The organism is Streptomyces sp. GbtcB7 (assembly GCF_019091445.1).
In the GTDB taxonomy this organism is placed as follows: domain Bacteria; phylum Actinomycetota; class Actinomycetes; order Streptomycetales; family Streptomycetaceae; genus Streptomyces; species Streptomyces mirabilis.
Genome location: NZ_JAGXJM010000049.1, coordinates 22,714 through 41,170, shown reverse-complemented (window position 1 = coordinate 41,170; position 18,457 = coordinate 22,714). Strand labels below are relative to the sequence as shown.

Annotated in this window: 17 protein-coding genes; 11 read left to right on the top strand and 6 right to left on the bottom strand. The window is 71.1% G+C overall.

Features of this window, described 5'->3' with window-relative positions; translation table 11 throughout:
• Positions 1-55: 55 nt before the first annotated feature.
• From KVT44_RS47925 to KVT44_RS47905, 5 genes are all read right to left on the bottom strand, one after another.
• On the bottom strand, positions 56-751 hold the full coding sequence (locus tag KVT44_RS47925; protein WP_308314320.1) for an ABC transporter: 696 nt from the start codon (positions 749-751) through the stop codon (positions 56-58).
• Between the two features lie 203 nt (positions 752-954).
• Positions 955-2,529, bottom strand: coding sequence for an ABC transporter permease (locus KVT44_RS47920; RefSeq protein ID WP_217574656.1), 1,575 nt, complete (start codon positions 2,527-2,529; stop codon positions 955-957).
• Positions 2,526-3,386 carry an ABC transporter ATP-binding protein gene (locus tag KVT44_RS47915; protein ID WP_099921883.1) on the bottom strand — a complete coding sequence of 287 codons (861 nt, stop codon included), beginning with the start codon at positions 3,384-3,386 and terminating at the stop codon, positions 2,526-2,528. Before KVT44_RS47915 ends, KVT44_RS47920 begins: the two co-directional genes overlap by 4 nt.
• Positions 3,383-4,417, bottom strand: a complete 1,035-nt coding sequence (locus KVT44_RS47910) for a zf-HC2 domain-containing protein (protein WP_229889087.1) — start codon at positions 4,415-4,417, stop codon at positions 3,383-3,385. The genes KVT44_RS47915 and KVT44_RS47910 overlap by 4 nt, the downstream gene beginning before the upstream one ends.
• The gene (locus tag KVT44_RS47905; protein WP_060895010.1) at positions 4,414-4,956 is read right to left on the bottom strand and encodes an RNA polymerase sigma factor; all 543 of its coding nucleotides are present in this window, start codon (positions 4,954-4,956) and stop codon (positions 4,414-4,416) included. Before KVT44_RS47905 ends, KVT44_RS47910 begins: the two co-directional genes overlap by 4 nt.
• 146 nt (positions 4,957-5,102) lie before the next feature.
• On the opposite strand from KVT44_RS47905, the gene KVT44_RS47900 reads away from it, so the two are divergent.
• The 11 genes from KVT44_RS47900 (at position 5,103) to pstB (ending at position 16,832) form a co-directional block, all read left to right on the top strand.
• A complete protein-coding gene (locus KVT44_RS47900) occupies positions 5,103-5,489 on the top strand; it encodes a GntR family transcriptional regulator (RefSeq protein ID WP_099921882.1) in 387 nt (128 codons plus the stop codon).
• Positions 5,486-6,391, top strand: a complete 906-nt coding sequence (locus tag KVT44_RS47895; protein ID WP_217574654.1) for an ABC transporter ATP-binding protein — start codon at positions 5,486-5,488, stop codon at positions 6,389-6,391. The genes KVT44_RS47900 and KVT44_RS47895 overlap by 4 nt, the downstream gene beginning before the upstream one ends.
• On the top strand, positions 6,388-7,419 hold the full coding sequence (locus KVT44_RS47890; RefSeq protein ID WP_217574652.1) for an ABC transporter permease: 1,032 nt from the start codon (positions 6,388-6,390) through the stop codon (positions 7,417-7,419). Before KVT44_RS47895 ends, KVT44_RS47890 begins: the two co-directional genes overlap by 4 nt.
• On the top strand, positions 7,416-8,360 hold the full coding sequence (locus KVT44_RS47885) for a hypothetical protein (protein WP_217574650.1): 945 nt from the start codon (positions 7,416-7,418) through the stop codon (positions 8,358-8,360). Before KVT44_RS47890 ends, KVT44_RS47885 begins: the two co-directional genes overlap by 4 nt.
• Positions 8,361-8,669: 309 nt before the next feature.
• Positions 8,670-10,901, top strand: coding sequence for an RNA degradosome polyphosphate kinase (locus tag KVT44_RS47880; protein WP_180292941.1), 2,232 nt, complete (start codon positions 8,670-8,672; stop codon positions 10,899-10,901).
• On the top strand, positions 10,882-11,985 hold the full coding sequence (locus KVT44_RS47875) for a CHAD domain-containing protein (protein WP_217574648.1): 1,104 nt from the start codon (positions 10,882-10,884) through the stop codon (positions 11,983-11,985). The genes KVT44_RS47880 and KVT44_RS47875 overlap by 20 nt, the downstream gene beginning before the upstream one ends.
• 10 nt (positions 11,986-11,995) lie before the next feature.
• The gene (locus tag KVT44_RS47870) at positions 11,996-12,418 is read left to right on the top strand and encodes an NUDIX hydrolase (RefSeq protein WP_099921878.1); all 423 of its coding nucleotides are present in this window, start codon (positions 11,996-11,998) and stop codon (positions 12,416-12,418) included.
• 271 nt (positions 12,419-12,689) lie between these two features.
• Positions 12,690-13,826, top strand: a complete 1,137-nt coding sequence (gene pstS / locus KVT44_RS47865; RefSeq protein WP_190170890.1) for a phosphate ABC transporter substrate-binding protein PstS — start codon at positions 12,690-12,692, stop codon at positions 13,824-13,826.
• Positions 13,827-13,930: 104 nt separating this feature from the next.
• Complete coding sequence (gene pstC, locus KVT44_RS47860; RefSeq protein ID WP_190170891.1) at positions 13,931-14,941, top strand: phosphate ABC transporter permease subunit PstC; 1,011 nt, start codon at positions 13,931-13,933, stop codon at positions 14,939-14,941.
• Positions 14,938-16,002 (top strand): phosphate ABC transporter permease PstA, encoded by a 1,065-nt coding sequence (gene pstA, locus KVT44_RS47855; RefSeq protein WP_217574646.1) that lies wholly within the window; start codon positions 14,938-14,940, stop codon positions 16,000-16,002. The genes pstC and pstA overlap by 4 nt, the downstream gene beginning before the upstream one ends.
• Before the next feature lie 53 nt (positions 16,003-16,055).
• The gene (gene pstB / locus KVT44_RS47850; RefSeq protein ID WP_054232362.1) at positions 16,056-16,832 is read left to right on the top strand and encodes a phosphate ABC transporter ATP-binding protein PstB; all 777 of its coding nucleotides are present in this window, start codon (positions 16,056-16,058) and stop codon (positions 16,830-16,832) included.
• A 625-nt stretch (positions 16,833-17,457) separates the two neighbouring features.
• Here the strand turns inward: pstB and KVT44_RS47845 are convergent.
• Positions 17,458-18,456 carry an inorganic phosphate transporter gene (locus KVT44_RS47845; protein WP_067371449.1) on the bottom strand — a complete coding sequence of 333 codons (999 nt, stop codon included), beginning with the start codon at positions 18,454-18,456 and terminating at the stop codon, positions 17,458-17,460.
• Position 18,457: the final 1 nt, after the last annotated feature.

Genomic DNA, 18,457 nt, shown 5'->3' with positions numbered 1-18,457 from the left:
TCCGGTGTCCCTGCCCGTCCGTGTGTCCCTGCCCGTCCGTGCCCGCGTCTTCGTGTCACCGGTGAGCGAAGGCGGCGGGTCGCCACCTCCGTAGGGGTTCCGCGCAGGACCACGCCCCGGCCAGCGCCGCCGCGACCAGGACCACCGCCCATGTCTGATGGGCGCCTTCCCAGCGCGCGGCGGACGGAGCGGGGAAGAGCGTCCACCGCTCGGGGAGCAGCAGGGATGCCAGCACCGCCATGGCCAGTAGTCCGACGCACACCGCGCCTCCCGGCTCGGCCCGGTTGGTGAACCGCACCATGACCGCCGCGGCCGCCGGCGCGAGCAACGCCGTGGCGGCGGCCTCCAAGGTCACGGCGCCCAGCGGCGGCCGGGCCTGCTCCGGTATGAGGAACAGCACGGCCGTCCACCAGAGCACGGCCGACGGGGCGACGAGCGCCACCCGCAGGCCGACCCGCACCGGACGCCGGGTCGGCACCGCCGCGGTGATGTGCCGGGCCGGATCGTCCAGCAGGAAGGCCAGGCCCAGAGCGAAGGTGAGCGCGGCGGCCCGCAGGAGGTTGAGGCCGGCCCACGAGTCGAGCCGGAGGGAGAACAGCCGCGGAGTCCCGGCGAACAGCAGCCCCAGGACGGCACTGGTCACCAGCGCCCGCCGGGGGAGGGTGCGCCAGAGGGGACGGAGGAGGGCGCGGGCCACGGTGTACGGGCGCCCCCGGGACGGGATACCGCCCGCGGCCACCCCACTTCCCACCGTTCCCGCAGTTCCCACCGTTCCCGCAGTTCCCACCGTTCCCGCAGTTCCCACCGTTCCGGCAGTTCCCGCCCTTCCGGCAGTTCCCGCCCTTCCCGCAGTTCCCGCCCTTCCCGCAGTTCCCGCCCTTCCCGCAGTTCCGCCGCTTCCAGCGCTTCCGGCACTCTCCGCACCTCCGGCCGTACCCGCGTCGTCGAGCACCGTCACTCCCCGCATGTCTTGACGCTCAGCGCGCCCGGGCCGGTCGGCGCCGGCACTCCCAGCAGCTGAGCCACCTGGGCCGTCGTCGTCTTGGGGGACGTGAGCTCCGCCCAGTGGGCCTTCACCTTGGGGATGACGCTGTAGCGGGGCTTCTGCAGCAGCTCCTTGATCACTTCTGTCTGCGCGGCGTTCATGGAGATCGGGTTCGTGGGCGCGAGGGCGAGCCCTCCGCCGGTGATGGAGTCGTCGATGCGGACATGGCGCAGCATGGTCAGCGGGTGGGACTCCGAGCCCAGCGCCAGCCACATGATGATCACCGCGCGGGCGTCGCACACGTCGCCGCCGGACGTCTCGTCCCCCGTCACCAGAACCGAGGCCACCCCCACGGCGAACTCCGGGATCCGGTTGCCGCCCCAGCGCGTGCCGACGGTCACGACCCCCGGTGCTTTGGCCGGCTCCAGCGCGGCGTCGCCCTCCAAGCCGGAGCGGGCGTCGACCCGCTGGCGCACCGTCAGCCGCTCGGCCGAGGCCGGGCCGCCCGCGAGGGACTGGACGCGCTGGACCACCTCGGCCCAGTCGGCGGTCTGGCCGGTCCACTCGGGGTAGGCGCAGTACGTCGACCTTTCGTGCGTGACGCAGGTCTGCACCTTCTCCGGGGTGGCGGACGCCTTCGCGCGGGCCGCGATCAGCGCGGCCGAGTCACCCGGGGCCTGCCCCGCGATGCCCTGGGTCATGGCGGCGAGGGCGAGGACCGTGATCGCCTTGATCCTGGGCGAACGACCGCCGTTGATCAGCAGCGCGAGGCACAGCAGCAGCACGATGAGCCCGACCAGATACAGCACGTGCCAGGCGGCCGGGCGGCCCAGCAGGTCGGAGGGGAACGGGTGGGCGCCTTCCTCGGTGACCACCGGTGCCAGCCATCGCACCCAGTGCGTGCCCTGTGTGCTCGCGGCCACGAGGGTCGTGAGGACGTACATACCGATGACGAAGGGCGGGACGGCGAACGTGAAGGGGATCGACCGTGCGACCAGGACGCCGAGGGCTCCGGCGAGGAGTATCGACAGGGGGCCCACGAGCAGTTCGGCGAGCGAGCCGTGGCCGAGCGCGCCGGGCTTCAGGGCCGCCCAGCTGAACTCGAATCCCACGACCAGCGCGGTGAACACCGCGAACGGCACGGCCGACAGGGCGTGGGCCAGCGAGCGCCGCCACGGCTCCATGACCAGCACGTCGAAGTGCCGGTCGGTGCCGTGCCTGCGGGAGCGGAGCACGGCGCGGTTGATGCTGACGAACAGCACGAGGGCGAGGAGCAGGGGGGCGGTCTGGGTGGACCGGTCGACATCGTGGAGGACCGGATAGTCGTCCATGCCCTCCCGGCCGTTGAACATCCCCCAGCCGGTGTAGGCGACGTACAGGAGGAGGAAGACGAGCACCGGGATCTGCATCAGCAGTTCGCGGGCCTCGAAGCGGGCGAGGGCGATGACGGCCCGCGTCCTGTTCGGGTGCGGGTCCTGGGCAGGCGGCTCCACCCCCGTGGGGGCCGCCTCCTCCACGACCGTGCGGGTCACCAGCTCGCTCATGCCGCCACCTCCGCCGGCTCGCCGTCGAGAGTGAGCAAGTAGCCGTCCTCCAGGGTCGGTTCGAGGAGATCGGCACCCTTGGGCGGGTCGCCGACATTGCGGAAGGAACCCGTGCCCGTACGCCAGCCGGCTCTCGCGCCGGGGTCGCGGGCCGTACTGCTCCACACCCGCCCCGCCGCCCGCGCGGTCAGCTCGGCCGGGGTGCCCTCGAAGCGGACACCGCCGCGGACCATGACGATCACGCGGTGGCAGAGCATCGCGACGTCCTCGGTCTGGTGGGTGGAGAGCAGGACCGTGCGTCCCATGCCCGCCTCGGCGATCATTTCCCTGAACCGCATGCGCTGTTCGGGGTCCAGGCCGACGGTCGGCTCGTCCAGGACGAGGAAGCCGGGGTCGCCGACCAGCGCGGCGGCCAGCCCGACCCGCTGGCGCATACCGCCCGAAAGCCTCTTGATGCGCTTGCCCCGTACGTCGGACAGGTCGACGGCCTCCAGCACGCGCCGCACCTCCCGGTGCCGGGCGGAGCGGTCCGTCAGCTCCTTCAGGATCGCCACATAGTCGACGAACTCGAAGGCCGAGAAGTCCGGGTGGAACGCCGGGGTCTGCGGCAGATAGCCCAGCGCGCGCCGTACGTCCAGGCGGCCAGAGGGTGTGCCGGGGTCGTGCCCGAGCACCGTGAAGGCTCCCCGGTCGGCGGGCACGGCGGTGGCGAGCACCCGCAACAGGGTGGTCTTCCCTGCGCCGTTGGGCCCGAGCAGCCCGGTGACGCCCTCGCTCAGGCGCAGGGAGACGTCGTCGAGGGCGACGGTCCCGCCGTACCGGAGAGTGAGCCCGGAGGCGGAGACGGTGGGGGTCATGCGGCGCTCCTGTCGGAGAAGTCGGTGTGGTCGGCGAAGAAGGCGTGCGAGGGGGAGAAGTCGAATCGGTCCCGTACGAGATAGAGCAGCCCGGCGGCCAGTACCGCGACCGCGCCGGCGACGCCCTGACCGAGTGCCGTGAACGGCGCGAGGGTGCCGCCGTCGGCCTTCGCGTGGGCCACCATCAGCAGCGCGACCCACGCTCCGCCGACCAGGCAGGGCGGCAGGACCGGGCCCCAGCGGGCGGTCAGTGCGAGCCCCGTCCCGGTGAGGGCGAGGGCGGGCAGCAGCCAGGCCAGCGCGCGCAGCCCGTACGCGGGGAGTGCGAGGGTCGCGAGGCCGTTCAGAACGAGGCCGGTGGTGAGCACGGCCACCGTGCGGATCATCAGCAGCCGGAATCCGTGGAGGGGTGCCACCACGGCCATCTCGTACGTCGGGTCGAGCACCGGTCCGTAGGACAGCGCGACCCCGGCGAGCGGGAGCAGGGGGGCGAGGGCGAGGAACAGCGTGGGCGAGGCCGCCCGTCCGGCGTCGGTCGCCACCACGGCCATGAGGAGCACGAGGGCGACCGCGGCCAGCCAGGAACGGCGCAGCACGGGCGTGGCCGCCAGCAGCCGTGCCGTGTGGTCGGCGACGCCGATCCGCACCAGCAGCGACTCGAGCAGCCGTGGTCGTGGCGCGTCCAGCTCGGCGTCGAGCCGCTCCCATCCGGCGTCCAGGACGACCGGATCGCTCACGGTGGCGAGCGCCTCCCGGCAGGGCGCGCACGCCACGAGGTGGGTGTCGACGGACCAGAGCCGGGGGGGCGCCAACTCGCCCCGCGCATAGGCCCGGAGGTCCTCGGCGTCCGCGTGCCACCGCCCGTCCGGGGAACCGTCGGCGCCGGACGCAGTCCGATCGGCGTCACCCGCGCCCGCACCGGACGCGCTCCGACCGGCGGCCGCGTCCTCGTCCCACCCGCTCATGTTCTCTCCACCCCCGCCCATGTCCCGGCGGTCTCCGCCGATGGCCTCGTCATCTCCGCCGCTCATGCCAGCTCCTCCCGCAGCTGCTTGCGCGCCCGCAGGGCCCGCGTCTTGACCGTGCCGGGTGGAATGCCGAGCAGGACGGCCGCTTCCCGGGTCGTGAGTCCGTCGATCACCGTGGCCTGGAGGACCGCGCGCAGCTCGGGCGAGAGCCGTATCAACGCGCCGGCGAGGTCGCCGTGTTCGACCCCGGCCAGGACGCGTTCCTCGGCGGAGGCCTCGTGCCGGTGGCGGAAGCGGGCCAGTGTCTGGCGCAACCGGCCGCGCGCGCCGTCGCCGCGCAGCGTGTCGATCAGCCGCCGCGAGCCGATGCGCCACAGCCAGCCCGCCGCGTCACCCTCCTCCCGGTAACTCGCGGTGCCGCGCCAGATGGCGAGGAAGGTCTCCTGCACGACGTCGTCGACGACCCCGGCATCGGCGCACCGGCCGCGCAGCCGCGCGGTCAGCCACGGCGCATACCGCCGGTACAGCTCCTCGAAGGCGCGACGGTCCGTGTCCGCCGCGATGGCCCGCAGCAGCTCCCCGTCGCTTCTCGTTTCCCTCACATCCCCTCATCGGACGAGCCCCGCCGATCGGTTCACGCATCCGGCATCGAATTCTCCGGGCTCGTCTCCGCGTGTTCCGGCTTGACTCCGGACACCCTCATCCACCACCCTTTCACTACTCAATTAGTGAAAGGGTGGTTGTCCGAGTGGTCGAGTACCGCATCGACCGGCGCAGCGGTGTCGCCACCTACGTCCAGATCGTCCAGCAGACCAAGCAGGCCCTGCGCCTGGGCCTGCTGGAACCGGGCGACAAGCTCCCCACGGCCCGCGAGGTCGTGGAGGCCACGGCGATCAATCCGAACACCGTCCTGAAGGCATACCGCGAGCTGGAGCGCGAGGGCCTGGTCGAGGCCAGACGCGGCCTCGGCACCTTCGTGAAGCGCTCGCTGGGCGCCGCCCCCGCCGACTCGCCCCTGCGTGCCGAGCTCGACGACTGGGCGGCCAGGGCCCGCGAGGCCGGGCTCGATCACGACGACGTGGCGGCGCTCTTCACCGCCGTACTGGAAAAGTTCAGCAAGGGAGACAAGGAATGAGCGACACCGCCATGGAGGCGGCCGGGCTCGGCAAGCGGTTCGGGCGGCGCGGGGGCTGGGCACTGCACGAGTGCTCCTTCCGGCTCCCCACGGGACGCGTCTGCGCCGTCGTCGGACCCAACGGCGCGGGCAAGTCGACCCTGCTGGCCCACGCCGCCGGACTGCTCGCCCCCACCGAGGGCTCCCTGACCGTGCTCGGCAGCCACCCGGCCGCCGCCCGCGAACGCATCGCGTACGTCGCCCAGAACAAGCCGCTGTACCCGCAGCTCACGGTGGCCCAGACGCTGCGCCTGGGCCACGAGCTCAACCCCGCCCGCTGGGACGCCTCGGTCGCCGAGCGGATCGCGTACGAGAGCGGCGGGCTGGACCCGAAGGCCAAGGTCCGTACGCTCTCCGGCGGTCAGCGCACCCGCGTGGCGCTCGCCCTCGCGCTCGGCAAGCGGCCCGAACTCCTGCTCCTGGACGAGCCGATGGCCGACCTCGACCCGCTCGCCCGCCACGAGCTGATGGGCACGCTGATGGCCGAGGCCGCCCAGTACGGCACGACGGTCGTGATGTCCTCGCACGTCGTCGCCGAGCTGGAGGGCTCCTGCGACTACCTGCTGCTGATAGGCGGCGGCCAGGTGCGACTGGCCGGCGACTTGGACGACCTGCTGGCCGCGCACACCCTGACCACCGGGCCGGTCCGTGACCTCGCTCCGCACACCGTGGTCGAATCCCGCACCACGGGGCGCCAGTTGACCGCCCTGATCCGCCCTCAGGGCCCGTTCTCCGGCGGACTCGACGCCCGCGCCACCACGCCCTCCCTGGAGGAACTGGTCCTCGCGCACCTGCGCAACCCCGAGGCCCCCGCGCTGATCCTCGCCTCCGCCCGCACCGCCGCCCAGGAGTCCGCCGCATGACCACACTGACCGCCCCCGGCACCACGGCGACGCCCACGCGCCGCCCGTCCGCCGCACGCGGCCTGGTGCGCACGGTGCTGCTGCTGCACCGCCCGGCGCTCTACCTCTGGGCCGGTCTGTTCGTCGCGCTCGCGGCCCTGTTGCTGTGGCTGTACGGCCCGGGGACGGACGCGGCCGCCGCGGCATGGCGGGAGTACGACCGCTGCACGAAGGCCACCTGCGCCTACGACCAGGACGCGATCCTCAGGTACAAGTCGTACTCCCTGTACGCCTCCCTCGCGCTGACCTTCCTGCCGTTCCTCGTCGCGGCCTGGGCGGGCGCCTCGCTGATCGGCCGCGAGATGGAGACCGGCACCGCGCAGCTCGCGTGGACCCAGTCGGTCTCCCCGGCCCGCTGGCTGGCGGTGAAACTGGCCGTGCCGGCCGCGCTCGTCACCGTCGGCACCAGCGTGCTGGTGGTGCTGCACCGGCGGATGTGGGTGCGCGGCCAGGGCCGGATCGACACCGCCAAGGAATGGACCGACTCCTTCGTCTTCCACGCCAACGGCCCGACCACCGTCGCCCTCGCCCTGTCCGGCCTTGCCGTCGGCGCGCTCGCCGGCATCAGACTGCGCGGTTCCCTGAGCGCACTCGTCATGTCGGTGGTAGGGACGGTCGGCGTCCGGGCCGCCCTCGGCCTCGCCCTGCCGTACCTGTGGCCGGCCGTGCGGACGGTCACCAGCCTGACCCACGACCGCCCCACCAGCCTCGGAATCACCGTCCACACCGGTCTCCTCACCTCGACCGGGGCCCGGCTGCCCGACCCGCAGTGCGGCAGCAGCCACAGCACCGAGTGCAGCGCGCTGTACCACCGGCTCGACGCCGTCAGCTTCTACACCGACTCCCACCCCCAGTCCCACTACTGGCCCCTCCAGCTGATGGCGACCGGCCTGGTACTCGCCCTCACCACGCTCGTTCTCCTCGTCACCTTCCACCTGCTCAAGCGCGACACCGGCAGCGCCCCGCTCACGAAGGGAGCCGCCCTGTGAGCACCGCGGGTGCCGTCGGCGGCCTGCCGTGGACCGTCGCACGCCTGCACCGCACCGCGCTGATCGTCTGGGGCTCGTTCGTCGTCGCCGTCGTCGCATTCCTGGTGTGGGCGATGGGGGTCACGGCCGACGCCGCCCGGGCGGAGGCCCTCCGCTGTCTCCACTCCGACAGCTGCGACGTCACGGCCACGCTCGAGTACAGCGCGACCCTCCGATACACCGCCACCGTTCTCAGCCACTGCTTCTACGCCGTCGCCGCCTGGGCGGGCGCGGCACTGATCGCCCGTGAGCTGGAGTCCGGCACCGCGTGGCTCGCCTGGACCCAGTCGGTGTCCCCCGCGCGCTGGCTGGCAGCCAAGCTCGCCGTGCCCGCACTGCTGATCACGCTCAGCGGCACGGTGCTCGTGGCGGCGTACCGCTGGAGCTGGTCGAACAGACCGGCCCGGGTCATCGGCGACTGGCCCGCCACCGCCGTCTTCGTCGCCCGCGGCCCGGCGATGGTGGCGTACGCCCTGTGCGCCCTGGCCATGGGCGCACTCGCCGGTCTGACGCTACGGCGCTCGCTGCCCGCTCTGAGCGTCTCGTTCGCCGTGATGCTGGTGCTCAGCCAGTGCCTGGACCGGTACCGCGCGGACCTGTGGCCCACGATCACCCGTACCGGCGCCGCAGCCTACGACCAGTCCGCTCCCGTCTGGCAGCTGGAGTCCGGGGTGCTCGTCCACGGGAAACGAGTCCCGGACCCCGGGTACGGGAACTGCGAGGGCACGGCCGCGGAAGCCAAGCGGTGCCTGACCGAGCACGGTGTCACGGGCCGGTACTCCGTCTACCACCCCGACTCCCACTTCTGGCCCCTCCAGCTGGTGGAAACCGGCATCGTCCTCGCCGTGACCGCCGCGGCCACCGCCGCCGCCTTCCGGCTGCTGCGCCGCCGCACCGCATAGTTCCCCCCATGCCCGGGTGCCTCGTACGCCCCCCGTGGGGAGCGGCTCCCGGGCATGTAGACGTCCGGGAGCCGCTCCCCGATATCCCGCACGTCATGTCGCCGTAACCATCGATTCAGACGGGCTTGCGACGCTCAGCCAATGAAGCCCGCCGTGCCAGAGCCGTCGCCTCCGCCGGAGCACGAGACCTCTCCGACGACGGGGAGCGAGGCGGTACCGGGGTCGCGGAACGGGAACATCCGCCTCACCCCGCTGCCGCTCGCGCTCTCCGACGCGCCGGTCTCGCTCCCGGCGCGGAAGAATGGGTCCATGAACCAGCCCAGCGCCCAGGCACCGGTGCAGCACCCGCAGCCCTCCGTCGGCTCCATCGCCGCGCACCGCCCGCACACCGTGGCGGCGAACGTCTCCGACCTCGAGCCCGACATCGACGCCGACCTCGACGCCTACGAGGACCTGGTGCAGGACGGCATCATGTTGCCGCAGGGCCGGTTCCTCGACCGCGAGCGCAGCTGGCTCGCGTTCAACGAGCGGGTGCTGGAGCTCGCCGAGGACCCGAGCACGCCCCTGCTCGAACGGGCGAACTTCCTGGCGATCTTCGCCAGCAACCTGGACGAGTTCTTCATGGTCCGAGTGGCCGGACTGAAGCGCCGCATCGCGACCGGCGTGGCCACCAAGTCCGCCTCCGGCCTGCAGCCCCGCGAGGTCCTGGAGATGATCTGGGCCCGCTCGCGCGAGCTCATGGCCCGGCACGCGGCCTGCTACCAGGAGGACGTCGCCCCCGCACTCGCGGAGGAGGGCATCCATCTGGTCCGCTGGAGCGAACTGACGGAGAAGGAGCAGGCCCGCCTCTTCACCCTCTTCCGGCACCAGATCTTCCCGGTCCTGACCCCGCTGGCGGTCGACCCCGCGCACCCCTTCCCGTACATCTCGGGTCTGTCCCTGAACCTCGCGGTCGTCGTACGGAACCCGGTCAGCGGCCACCGGCACTTCGCGCGCGTCAAGGTCCCGCCGCTGCTCTCCCGCTTCCTGGAGGCCTCCCCCAACCGCTACGTCCCCATCGAGGACGTGATCGCGGCACACCTGGAGGAGCTCTTCCCGGGCATGGAGGTCCTGGAGCACCACACCTTCCGGCTGACCAGGAACGAGGACCTGGAGGTCGAGGAGGACGACGCCGAGAACCTGCTCCAGGCGCTGGAGAAGGAGCTCATGCGGCGCCGCTTCGGGCCGCCGGTGCGCCTGGAGGTCGAGGAGTCCATCGACCGGTACGTCCTCGATCTCCTCGTACGGGAACTGAAGATCTCCGAGGCCGAGGTGTACCCGCTGCCGGGTCCCCTGGACCTCACCGGCCTCTTCGGCATCGGCGCCCTCGACCGGCCCGAGCTGAAGTACCCGAAGTTCATCGCGGGAACGCACCGCGACCTGGCCGAGGTCGAGTCGGCGTCCGCGCCCGACATCTTCGCCGCCCTGCGCGAGCGTGACGTCCTGCTGCACCACCCGTACGACTCCTTCTCCACCTCCGTGCAGGCCTTCCTGGAGCAGGCGGCGGCCGACCCGGACGTGCTGGCCATCAAGCAGACGCTGTACCGGACCTCGGGCGACTCGCCGATCGTCGACGCGCTGATAGACGCCGCCGAGTCCGGCAAGCAGGTCCTCGTCCTCGTCGAGATCAAGGCGCGCTTCGACGAACAGGCCAACATCAAGTGGGCCCGCAAGCTCGAGGAGTCGGGCTGCCATGTCGTGTACGGGCTCGTCGGGCTGAAGACCCACTGCAAGCTGTCGCTGGTCGTCCGGCAGGAGGGGGAGACGCTGCGGCGCTACTCCCACGTCGGCACCGGCAACTACCACCCGAAGACCGCCCGGCTGTACGAGGACCTCGGCCTGCTCACCGCCGACCCGCAGGTCGGCGCGGACCTGTCGGACCTCTTCAACCGACTCTCCGGCTACTCGCGCCGCGAGACCTACCGCCGACTGCTCGTCGCCCCCAAGTCCCTGCGCGACGGCCTGATCGCGCGGATCAACAAGGAAGTCCAGCACCACAAGGCCGGACGCCCCGCCCACGTCCGCATCAAGGTCAACTCGATGGTGGACGAGGCGCTCATCGACGCGCTGTACCGCGCGTCCCAGGCCGGAGTGCCCGTCGACGTGTGGGTGCGTGGCATCTGCGCGGTCCGGCCGGGCGTCACGGGCCTGTCCGAAAACATACGCGTACGGTCCGTGCTCGGCCGCTTCCTCGAACACTCCCGTGTCTTCGGCTTCGGCAACGGCGGCGAGCCGGAGGTCTGGATCGGCAGCGCGGACATGATGCACCGCAACCTGGACCGGCGGATCGAGGCCCTGGTCAGGATCACCGACCCGGCACACCGGGCAGCCCTCAACCGGCTGTTCGAGACCGGGATGTCCGACACCACCGCCTCCTGGCACCTGGGCCCGGACGGCGAGTGGACCCGGCACTCGACCGACGCGGATGGCCAACCCCTGCGGAACGTCCAGGAGATGCTCATAGACGCCCGGAGGCGCCGGCGTGGCACAGCAACACCTTGAACCCCCCACCGACTCCCCGGCCGGGCCCATGTCAGGAGACGCCCTCGCGGGCTACCTGAGGGCCCAGGCCACGGAGTTCCTCCGCTCCCTGCGACAGCACCGGGAGAACGGCACCGACGCGGGTACCACCGCCCGGGCCAAGCCGAGAACGGAGTCGCGCGCCGAGTCGCGAGACGTGTCACGAGCGGGGGAGAACGGCTCCGGGGAATCGGTCGACGCGGCGCGCGCCCTGCGCCGCTCGGCCCGCCGCATCAGCGGCACCCTGCACACCTTCCGACCGCTGCTCGACGCGGAGTGGTCGGAGGGCATGCGGCCCGAACTGGCGTGGCTCTCGGGCACCCTGGCCCGTGAACACGCCTACGCGGCCCGCCTGGAACGGCTGATCGGCGCGCTGAACCGGCTCTCCGGCGCGGCCGGCTTCCCGGCACAGGCCGCGCAGGACACCGGGGCGCCGGCCAAAGGCAGTCTGACCGTCGGCGCCGCGAAGGCGGGCGCACTGCTCGACCGTCAGCTGACGCTGGCCCGCACCCGGGCCCACTCGGCCGCGCTGCAGGCGCTCGGCTCCTCCCGCTTCCACGCCGTCGCGGACAGCGTCGCCGTGCTCGCCAGCGAGGTGCCGCTCACCCCGGCGGCCACCACGGCCGACCTGCGCCCGCTGGCCGCCGCCGCGTCCGACCGGCTGACCGACGCGGTCGCCGCGCTGCCGCTGGTCACCGCGGGCCACCCGTACAACGCCGAGGCCCTCGTGCACGGCCTCTCCGCGGACACCGCGCCCCATCCCCAGGACGCGCCCTGGCACCAGGTCCGGCTGCTGCTGCGCCTGCACCGCTACGCGTGCGAGGTCCTCTACGGGGAGGACGCCCCCATCGACGTACGACTGCTCCGCGCGGGTCAGGCCCTCAACCGGCACCGGGACGCGGCGGAGGCGGCCGCGGCCGCCGCGTCGGCGGCCCGCACCCCGCGCATCGCCCCGGCCACCGCGTACGCGCTCGGCGTGCTCCACGCCGACCAGCGGCACGAGGTGGAGGCGGCACGGTTCGCGTTCCAGCAGAACTGGCAGAAGGAAACCGTGCGCACCCCGTGAGGGAGGCCAGATGACCGAGGACACCTTCAAGGCCGTACGGGCGGCGGGCTGCGTCCTGTGGCGCCGCTCGCCACTCGGCGGTGAGCTGGAGATATGTCTCGTCCACCGGCCGAAGTACGACGACTGGTCGCATCCGAAGGGCAAGCTCAAGCGCGGCGAGGAACCGCTCCCGGGGGCGCTGCGGGAGGTCCAGGAGGAGACGGGGTACACCGCCGCGCCCGGCGCCGCCCTGCCCACCGTCCGTTATCCCGTCGCCGGCCGCCCCAAAGAGGTCCGCTACTGGGCTGCCGAGGCGACGGACGGCCACTTCACTCCGAACGACGAGGTCGACCGCGTCCTGTGGCTCTCCCCCGCCGCGGCCCGCGACCGTCTGACCCAGCCCCGGGACGCCGATCTGGTCGACGCCCTGCTGAGTGTGCTGCACCTCACCTAGCCGAACCTTTCGGCCATATGCGTACACACCCGGTCACATGCAGTAACAACGATCGGGATCCCACCGTGTCCTCGACGTAAGCGTTCCGTGACCTCACCGCACCGCCCACAGGGGTTCACCCTCCGTTCACTTACGGCCATCGGCGCCTTCACCTGATCTGCCTAATTTCGGCCTTACCCGGTGCGGAACGCCTCCTGCGTGTGGCCTCCGCATCACACAGACCTCGCACGCCGCCAACCAGACGGCGGCTCCTGGAAGGAACACCCCAACAGTGAAGCTTCAGCGCAAGAACCGGCTTCGCGCCCTTTCGCTCGGTGCTGTCGCCGTCTCCGGCGCCCTGGCCCTCACGGCGTGCGGCTCCGACGACACCGGCAGCAAGAGCGGCGCCACGGGCGGCGCGACGACGGGCTCCGCCAGCTCGATCAAGTGTGACAACGCCAAGGGCCAGCTGCTCGCCGACGGCTCGTCCGCGCAGAAGAACGCGATCGACGCCTGGGTCAAGGAGTTCAGCGCCGCCTGCTCCGGCGTGCAGATCAACTACAAGGGCGGCGGCTCCGGCGCCGGCGTCACCGCGTTCACCCAGGGCCAGGTCGCCTTCGCCGGCTCCGACTCCGCGCTGAAGCCCGAAGAGGTCACCGCCTCCAAGAAGATGTGCACCGGTGGCGGCCAGGGCATCGACCTCCCGATGGTCGGCGGCCCGATCGCGGTCGGCTTCAACGTCCCGGGCGTCGACAAGCTGGTCCTGAACGCCTCGACGGTCGCCAAGATCTTCGACAGCAAGATCAGCAAGTGGAACGACCCGGCGATCGCGAAGCTGAACCCGGGCGTCAACCTGCCCGACCTCAAGATCCAGGCGTTCCACCGCTCGGACGAGTCCGGCACCACGGACAACTTCACCAAGTACCTGATCGCCGCGGCCCCCGCCGACTGGAAGTACTCCGGCGGCAAGGCCTGGCAGGCGAAGGGCGGCCAGTCCGCTCCGCAGTCCTCCGGTGTCGCCCAGCAGGTGAAGCAGACCGCCGGCGCCATCGGCTACATGGAGCTGTCGTTCGCCAAGGACGGCATCAAGGCGGCCAGCATCGACACGGGCGCCAGCGCCCCGGTCGACGCCACCGTCGAGAACGCCACCAAGGCCATCGCGGACGCCACGGTCATCGGCACGGGCAAGGACCTCTCGCTCAAGCTGAACCGCGCCACCAAGGCCGACGGCGCCTACCCGATCACCCTGGTCACGTACGAGATCGTCTGCGACAAGGGCAACAAGTCGGACACGCTGGCCGCCACGAAGGCGTTCCTGACCTACATTGCGAGCGAGGACGGCCAGAAGGTCCTCTCCTCCATCGACTACGCGCCGATCCCGGCCGACATCATCGCCAAGGTCCGCACCACCATCGCGGGCCTGAGCTGACCTAAGTGTGCGGCCCGGCCCCGGTTCGGGACCGGGCCGCACCGTCCGGTGCACCGCCGCCAGGAGCCGCACACCAAGTACGGCTCTGCAGACCGGAGATCCCGATGGACATATCGACACAGAACACAGACGAAGCGCCTCCCCCCACCCCCCAGCCTTCCGTGGCCGCGCAGAAGCACGCGAGCCGCGGCGCCACCCGACCCGGTGACCGGATCTTCCTCGGTCTCTCCCGCGGGTCGGGCATCTTCCTGCTGGTGATCATGGCCGCCATCGCGGTCTTCCTCACCTATCGCGCCTCGCTCGCGATCAGCAAGGACCACGGCAACTTCCTCACCACCTTCGAGTGGAACACCAACACCATCCCGCCGGTCTTCGGCATCGCCGTCCTGGCCTTCGGCACGGTGGTCTCCTCGATCATCGCCATGGCCCTGGCGGTCCCCGTCGCGGTCGCCATCGCGCTGTTCATCACGCACTACGCACCGCGCAGGCTGAGCGGCCCGGTCGCCTACGTGATCGACCTGCTCGCCGCCGTGCCGTCCATCGTCTACGGCCTGTGGGGCGCCCTCGTCCTGGTGCCGCACATGAACGGCCTCTTCGGCTGGCTGGACAAGTACCTCGGCTGGACCGGCATCTTCAGCTGGCAGGGCGGCGCGCCCCGCTCGATGCTCACCGTCAGCATCCTGCTCGCGATCATGATCCTGCCGATCATCACCAACGTGAGCCGCGAGGTCTTCCGCCAGGTCCCGCAGATGCACGAGGAGGCCGCGCTGGCCCTCGGCGCCACGCGCTGGGAGGTCATCCGCATGTCGGTGCTGCCCTTCGGCCGCTCCGGCGTCATCTCCGCGTCGATGCTGGGCCTCGGCCGCGCGCTCGGTGAGACCATGGCCGTCGCCACGGTCCTCTCGCCGACCTTCGACATCAACGCCAGCCTGCTCGACCCGGGCGGCGGCACCTTCGCACAGAACATCGCCAGCAAGTTCGGCGAGGCGACCGCGGACGGCCGTGACGCGCTGATCGCGTCCGGTCTGGTCCTCTTCGTCATCACCCTGCTGGTCAATGGCGCGGCCCGGGTCATCATCGCCCGTCGCGCGGAGTACTCGGGGGCCAACGCATGAGCCACTCAGCACCCGCCATGGACAAGCGCCCCAGCACCCTGCGCGGCGCGACCCTGCCGAAGTGGTCCCCGTGGGCGATCGCCGTCGGCGCCGTCGTGCTCGCCGTGGTCATCGGCCTGGTCGGCGGTCTCGACAGCAAGGTCCAGTGGGGCCTGATCGCCGGAATCCTCTTCGTCCTCGGTACGTACGGCATCGCCGCGCGCGTCGAGGGCCGCCGGCAGGCCAAGGACCGCGTCGCGACCAGCCTCGTCTGGGTCTGCTTCCTCATCGCGGTCGTCCCGCTGGCCTCCCTGATCTGGACCACCGTCAAGCGCGGTGTGAAGGTCTTCGACGTCTACTTCCTGACCCACTCGATGGGCGTGGTCGCGGACTCCGAGCCCGGCGGCGGCATCTACCACGCCATCATCGGCACGCTGGAGCAGGTCGGTCTCGCCACCCTGATCGCGGCGCCGATCGGTGTACTGACCGCGGTCTACCTGGTGGAGTACGGGCGCGGGAAGCTCTCCACGGCCATCACCTTCTTCGTCGACGTGATGACGGGCATCCCCTCGATCGTCGCCGGTCTGTTCATCCTGAGCCTGATGCTCATCATGGACCTGCAGCCCTTCGGCTTCGCCGGTTCGCTGGCCCTGGCCATCCTGATGATGCCCGTCGTGGTCCGCTCCACCGAGGAGATGCTCAAGCTCGTACCGAACGAGCTGCGCGAAGCCTCCCTGGCGCTCGGCGTGCCCAAGTGGCGCACGATCCTCAAGGTGGTCCTGCCGACCTCGATCGGTGGCATCACGACCGGTGTCATGCTCGCCGTCGCGCGCATCACGGGCGAGACCGCCCCGGTGCTGCTGCTGGTGTGGGGCACGAACTTCATCAACACCAACCCGTTCTCCGGAGCGCAGGCCTCGCTGCCGCTGTACATCTACCAGCAGTACGCGAACAGCGCCGGTTCGAACGCGGCGTACGACCGTGCCTGGGCGGCTGCGCTCGCCCTGATCGCCTTCGTGATGATTCTCAACATGGTGGCCCGCGGCATCGCCCGCTGGAAGGCACCGAAGACAGGTCGCTGACGCGGCCATATCAGCGACCAGCAGCATCCCCCTCGAAAGAAGCAGTGATTGACATGGCCAAGCGAATCGACGTAAGCGGTCTCACCGCCTACTACGGCTCCCACAAGGCGATCGAAGACATCTCGATGACGGTCGAGCCGCGCTCGGTGACGGCGTTCATCGGCCCCTCCGGCTGCGGCAAGTCGACGTTCCTGCGCACGCTCAACCGTATGCACGAGGTCACCCCCGGGGGCCGGGTCGAGGGCAAGGTCCTCCTCGACGACGAGGACCTGTACGGCCACGGCATCGACCCCGTCGCCGTGCGCCGCACGATCGGCATGGTCTTCCAGCGCCCCAACCCCTTCCCCACCATGTCGATCTTCGACAACGTGGCGGCGGGTCTGCGTCTGAACGGCTCGTACAAGAAGTCCGAGCTGAACGACGTCGTCGAGAAGTCCCTCAAGGGCGCGAACCTCTGGAACGAGGTCAAGGACCGCCTCAACAAGCCCGGTTCGGGTCTGTCGGGTGGTCAGCAGCAGCGTCTGTGCATCGCGCGGGCGATCGCGGTGGAGCCGCAGGTCCTCCTCATGGACGAGCCCTGCTCGGCCCTGGACCCGATCTCGACCCTCGCCATCGAGGACCTGATCGGCGAGCTGAAGGAGCGCTTCACGATCGTCATCGTGACGCACAACATGCAGCAGGCCGCGCGCGTCTCCGACCGCACCGCGTTCTTCAACCTGGCCGCGGTGGGCCAGCCGGGACGGCTCATCGAGATCGACGACACGGAGCGCATCTTCTCCAACCCGTCGGTGCAGGCCACGGAGGACTACATCTCCGGCCGCTTCGGCTGAGCCGTTTCCCCCATACCCCTCGCGGTGCTGCATGGCGGTGCCACCGCGAGGACGAGAAGGGCCCGCCCCTGGCTCCCGGGGGCGGGCCCGCTCGTCTTTCGACGAGGACGAGAACCAAGGGCGAGGGCCAAGGGCGAGGGGTCAGTCGGCGTCGGGGAGTCTTCCGGCTGCGGGCCGACGGGGGTTGCTCGCACAGTTCCCCGCGCCCCCAGAAGCCGATTCGTTCGGCTGCGGGCCCGGTGGAGGCTTGGCGCGCAGTTCCCCGCGCCCCCAGAGGCGGGGCTTCGCCCCGAATCCGCCGCCCACCCGGAGACCTTCGACTGTCGGCCGGTGGGGGCTGGCCGCGCAGTTCCCCGCGCCCCTGAAAGCCTCGCCCCTGGCCCGCATCACTCAGCCGGTCCGGCGTTTGAGGACGAGGCCGGGGGCCGATGCACCACCCACCCCCGTCAACCCACCCACCCCGGTCCGCATCACTCAGCCCGTCCGGCGTTTGAGGACGAGGCCGTTCAGGCCGATGCGGGGGTCCAGGGGGCGCAGCGCCCCTGGCGGGGTTGAAGGGGCGGAGCCCCTGGGGATGGGTCGGGTAGGGGCGGCGGGGGCGAGGAGCGTTCGTGCGTTCGGCGTCCTACAGGAACGCCAGGTCCACGACCCAGAAGCTGGCGGCAGCCACCAGCGCCGCCGCCGGCATCGTGATGAACCACCCCAGGACGATGTTCTTGGCGACGCCCCAACGAACCGCGTTCACCCGCTTCGTCGCCCCGACACCCATGATCGCCGAAGTGATGACATGCGTCGTCGAGATCGGTGCCTTGAAGAGAAACGCCGTGGCGAACATGATCGACGCCCCCGTCGTCTCCGCGGCGAACCCCTGCGGCGGATCCAACTCAATGATCTTGCGCCCGAGCGTCCGCATGATGCGCCACCCACCGGCGTACGTCCCCAGCGACAGCATCACCGCACAGACGATCTTCACCCACACCGGAATCGGGTCGTCCGACTTCTGGACGTCGCCGATGACAAGCGCCATCACCACGACACCCATCGTCTTCTGGGCGTCCTGAAGACCGTGCCCGAGCGCCATCCCCGCCGCGGACACCGTCTGCGCGATACGGAACCCCCGCTTGGCCTTGTGCGGATTGGCCCGCCGGAACAGCCACATGATCGCGCACATGACCAGATAGCCGACGATCAGACCGACGACCGGCGACAGGAACATCGGGATGATGACCTTGTCCACGACCCCGGACCACAACACCTTCGTACCGCCCGCGAGCGCGGCCCCCACCAGTCCCCCGAACAACGCGTGCGAGGAGGACGACGGAAGCCCGAAGTACCAGGTGACCAGGTTCCAGACGATCGCCCCGACGAGCGCGGCGAAGAGGATCCCCATCCCCTTCGACCCCTCGGGCGTCGCGATCAGCCCCTTGCTGACGGTGTTCGCCACCCCGCTCCCGAGGAACGCACCGGCGAGGTTCATCACCGCGGCCATGGCGAGCGCGGCCCGCGGGGTCAGCGCCCGCGTGGACACCGACGTGGCGATGGCGTTCGCCGAGTCGTGGAAGCCGTTCGTGTACGTGAATCCGAGCGCGACCAGAATGGTCACGACCAGCGCAAAGGTGTCCACG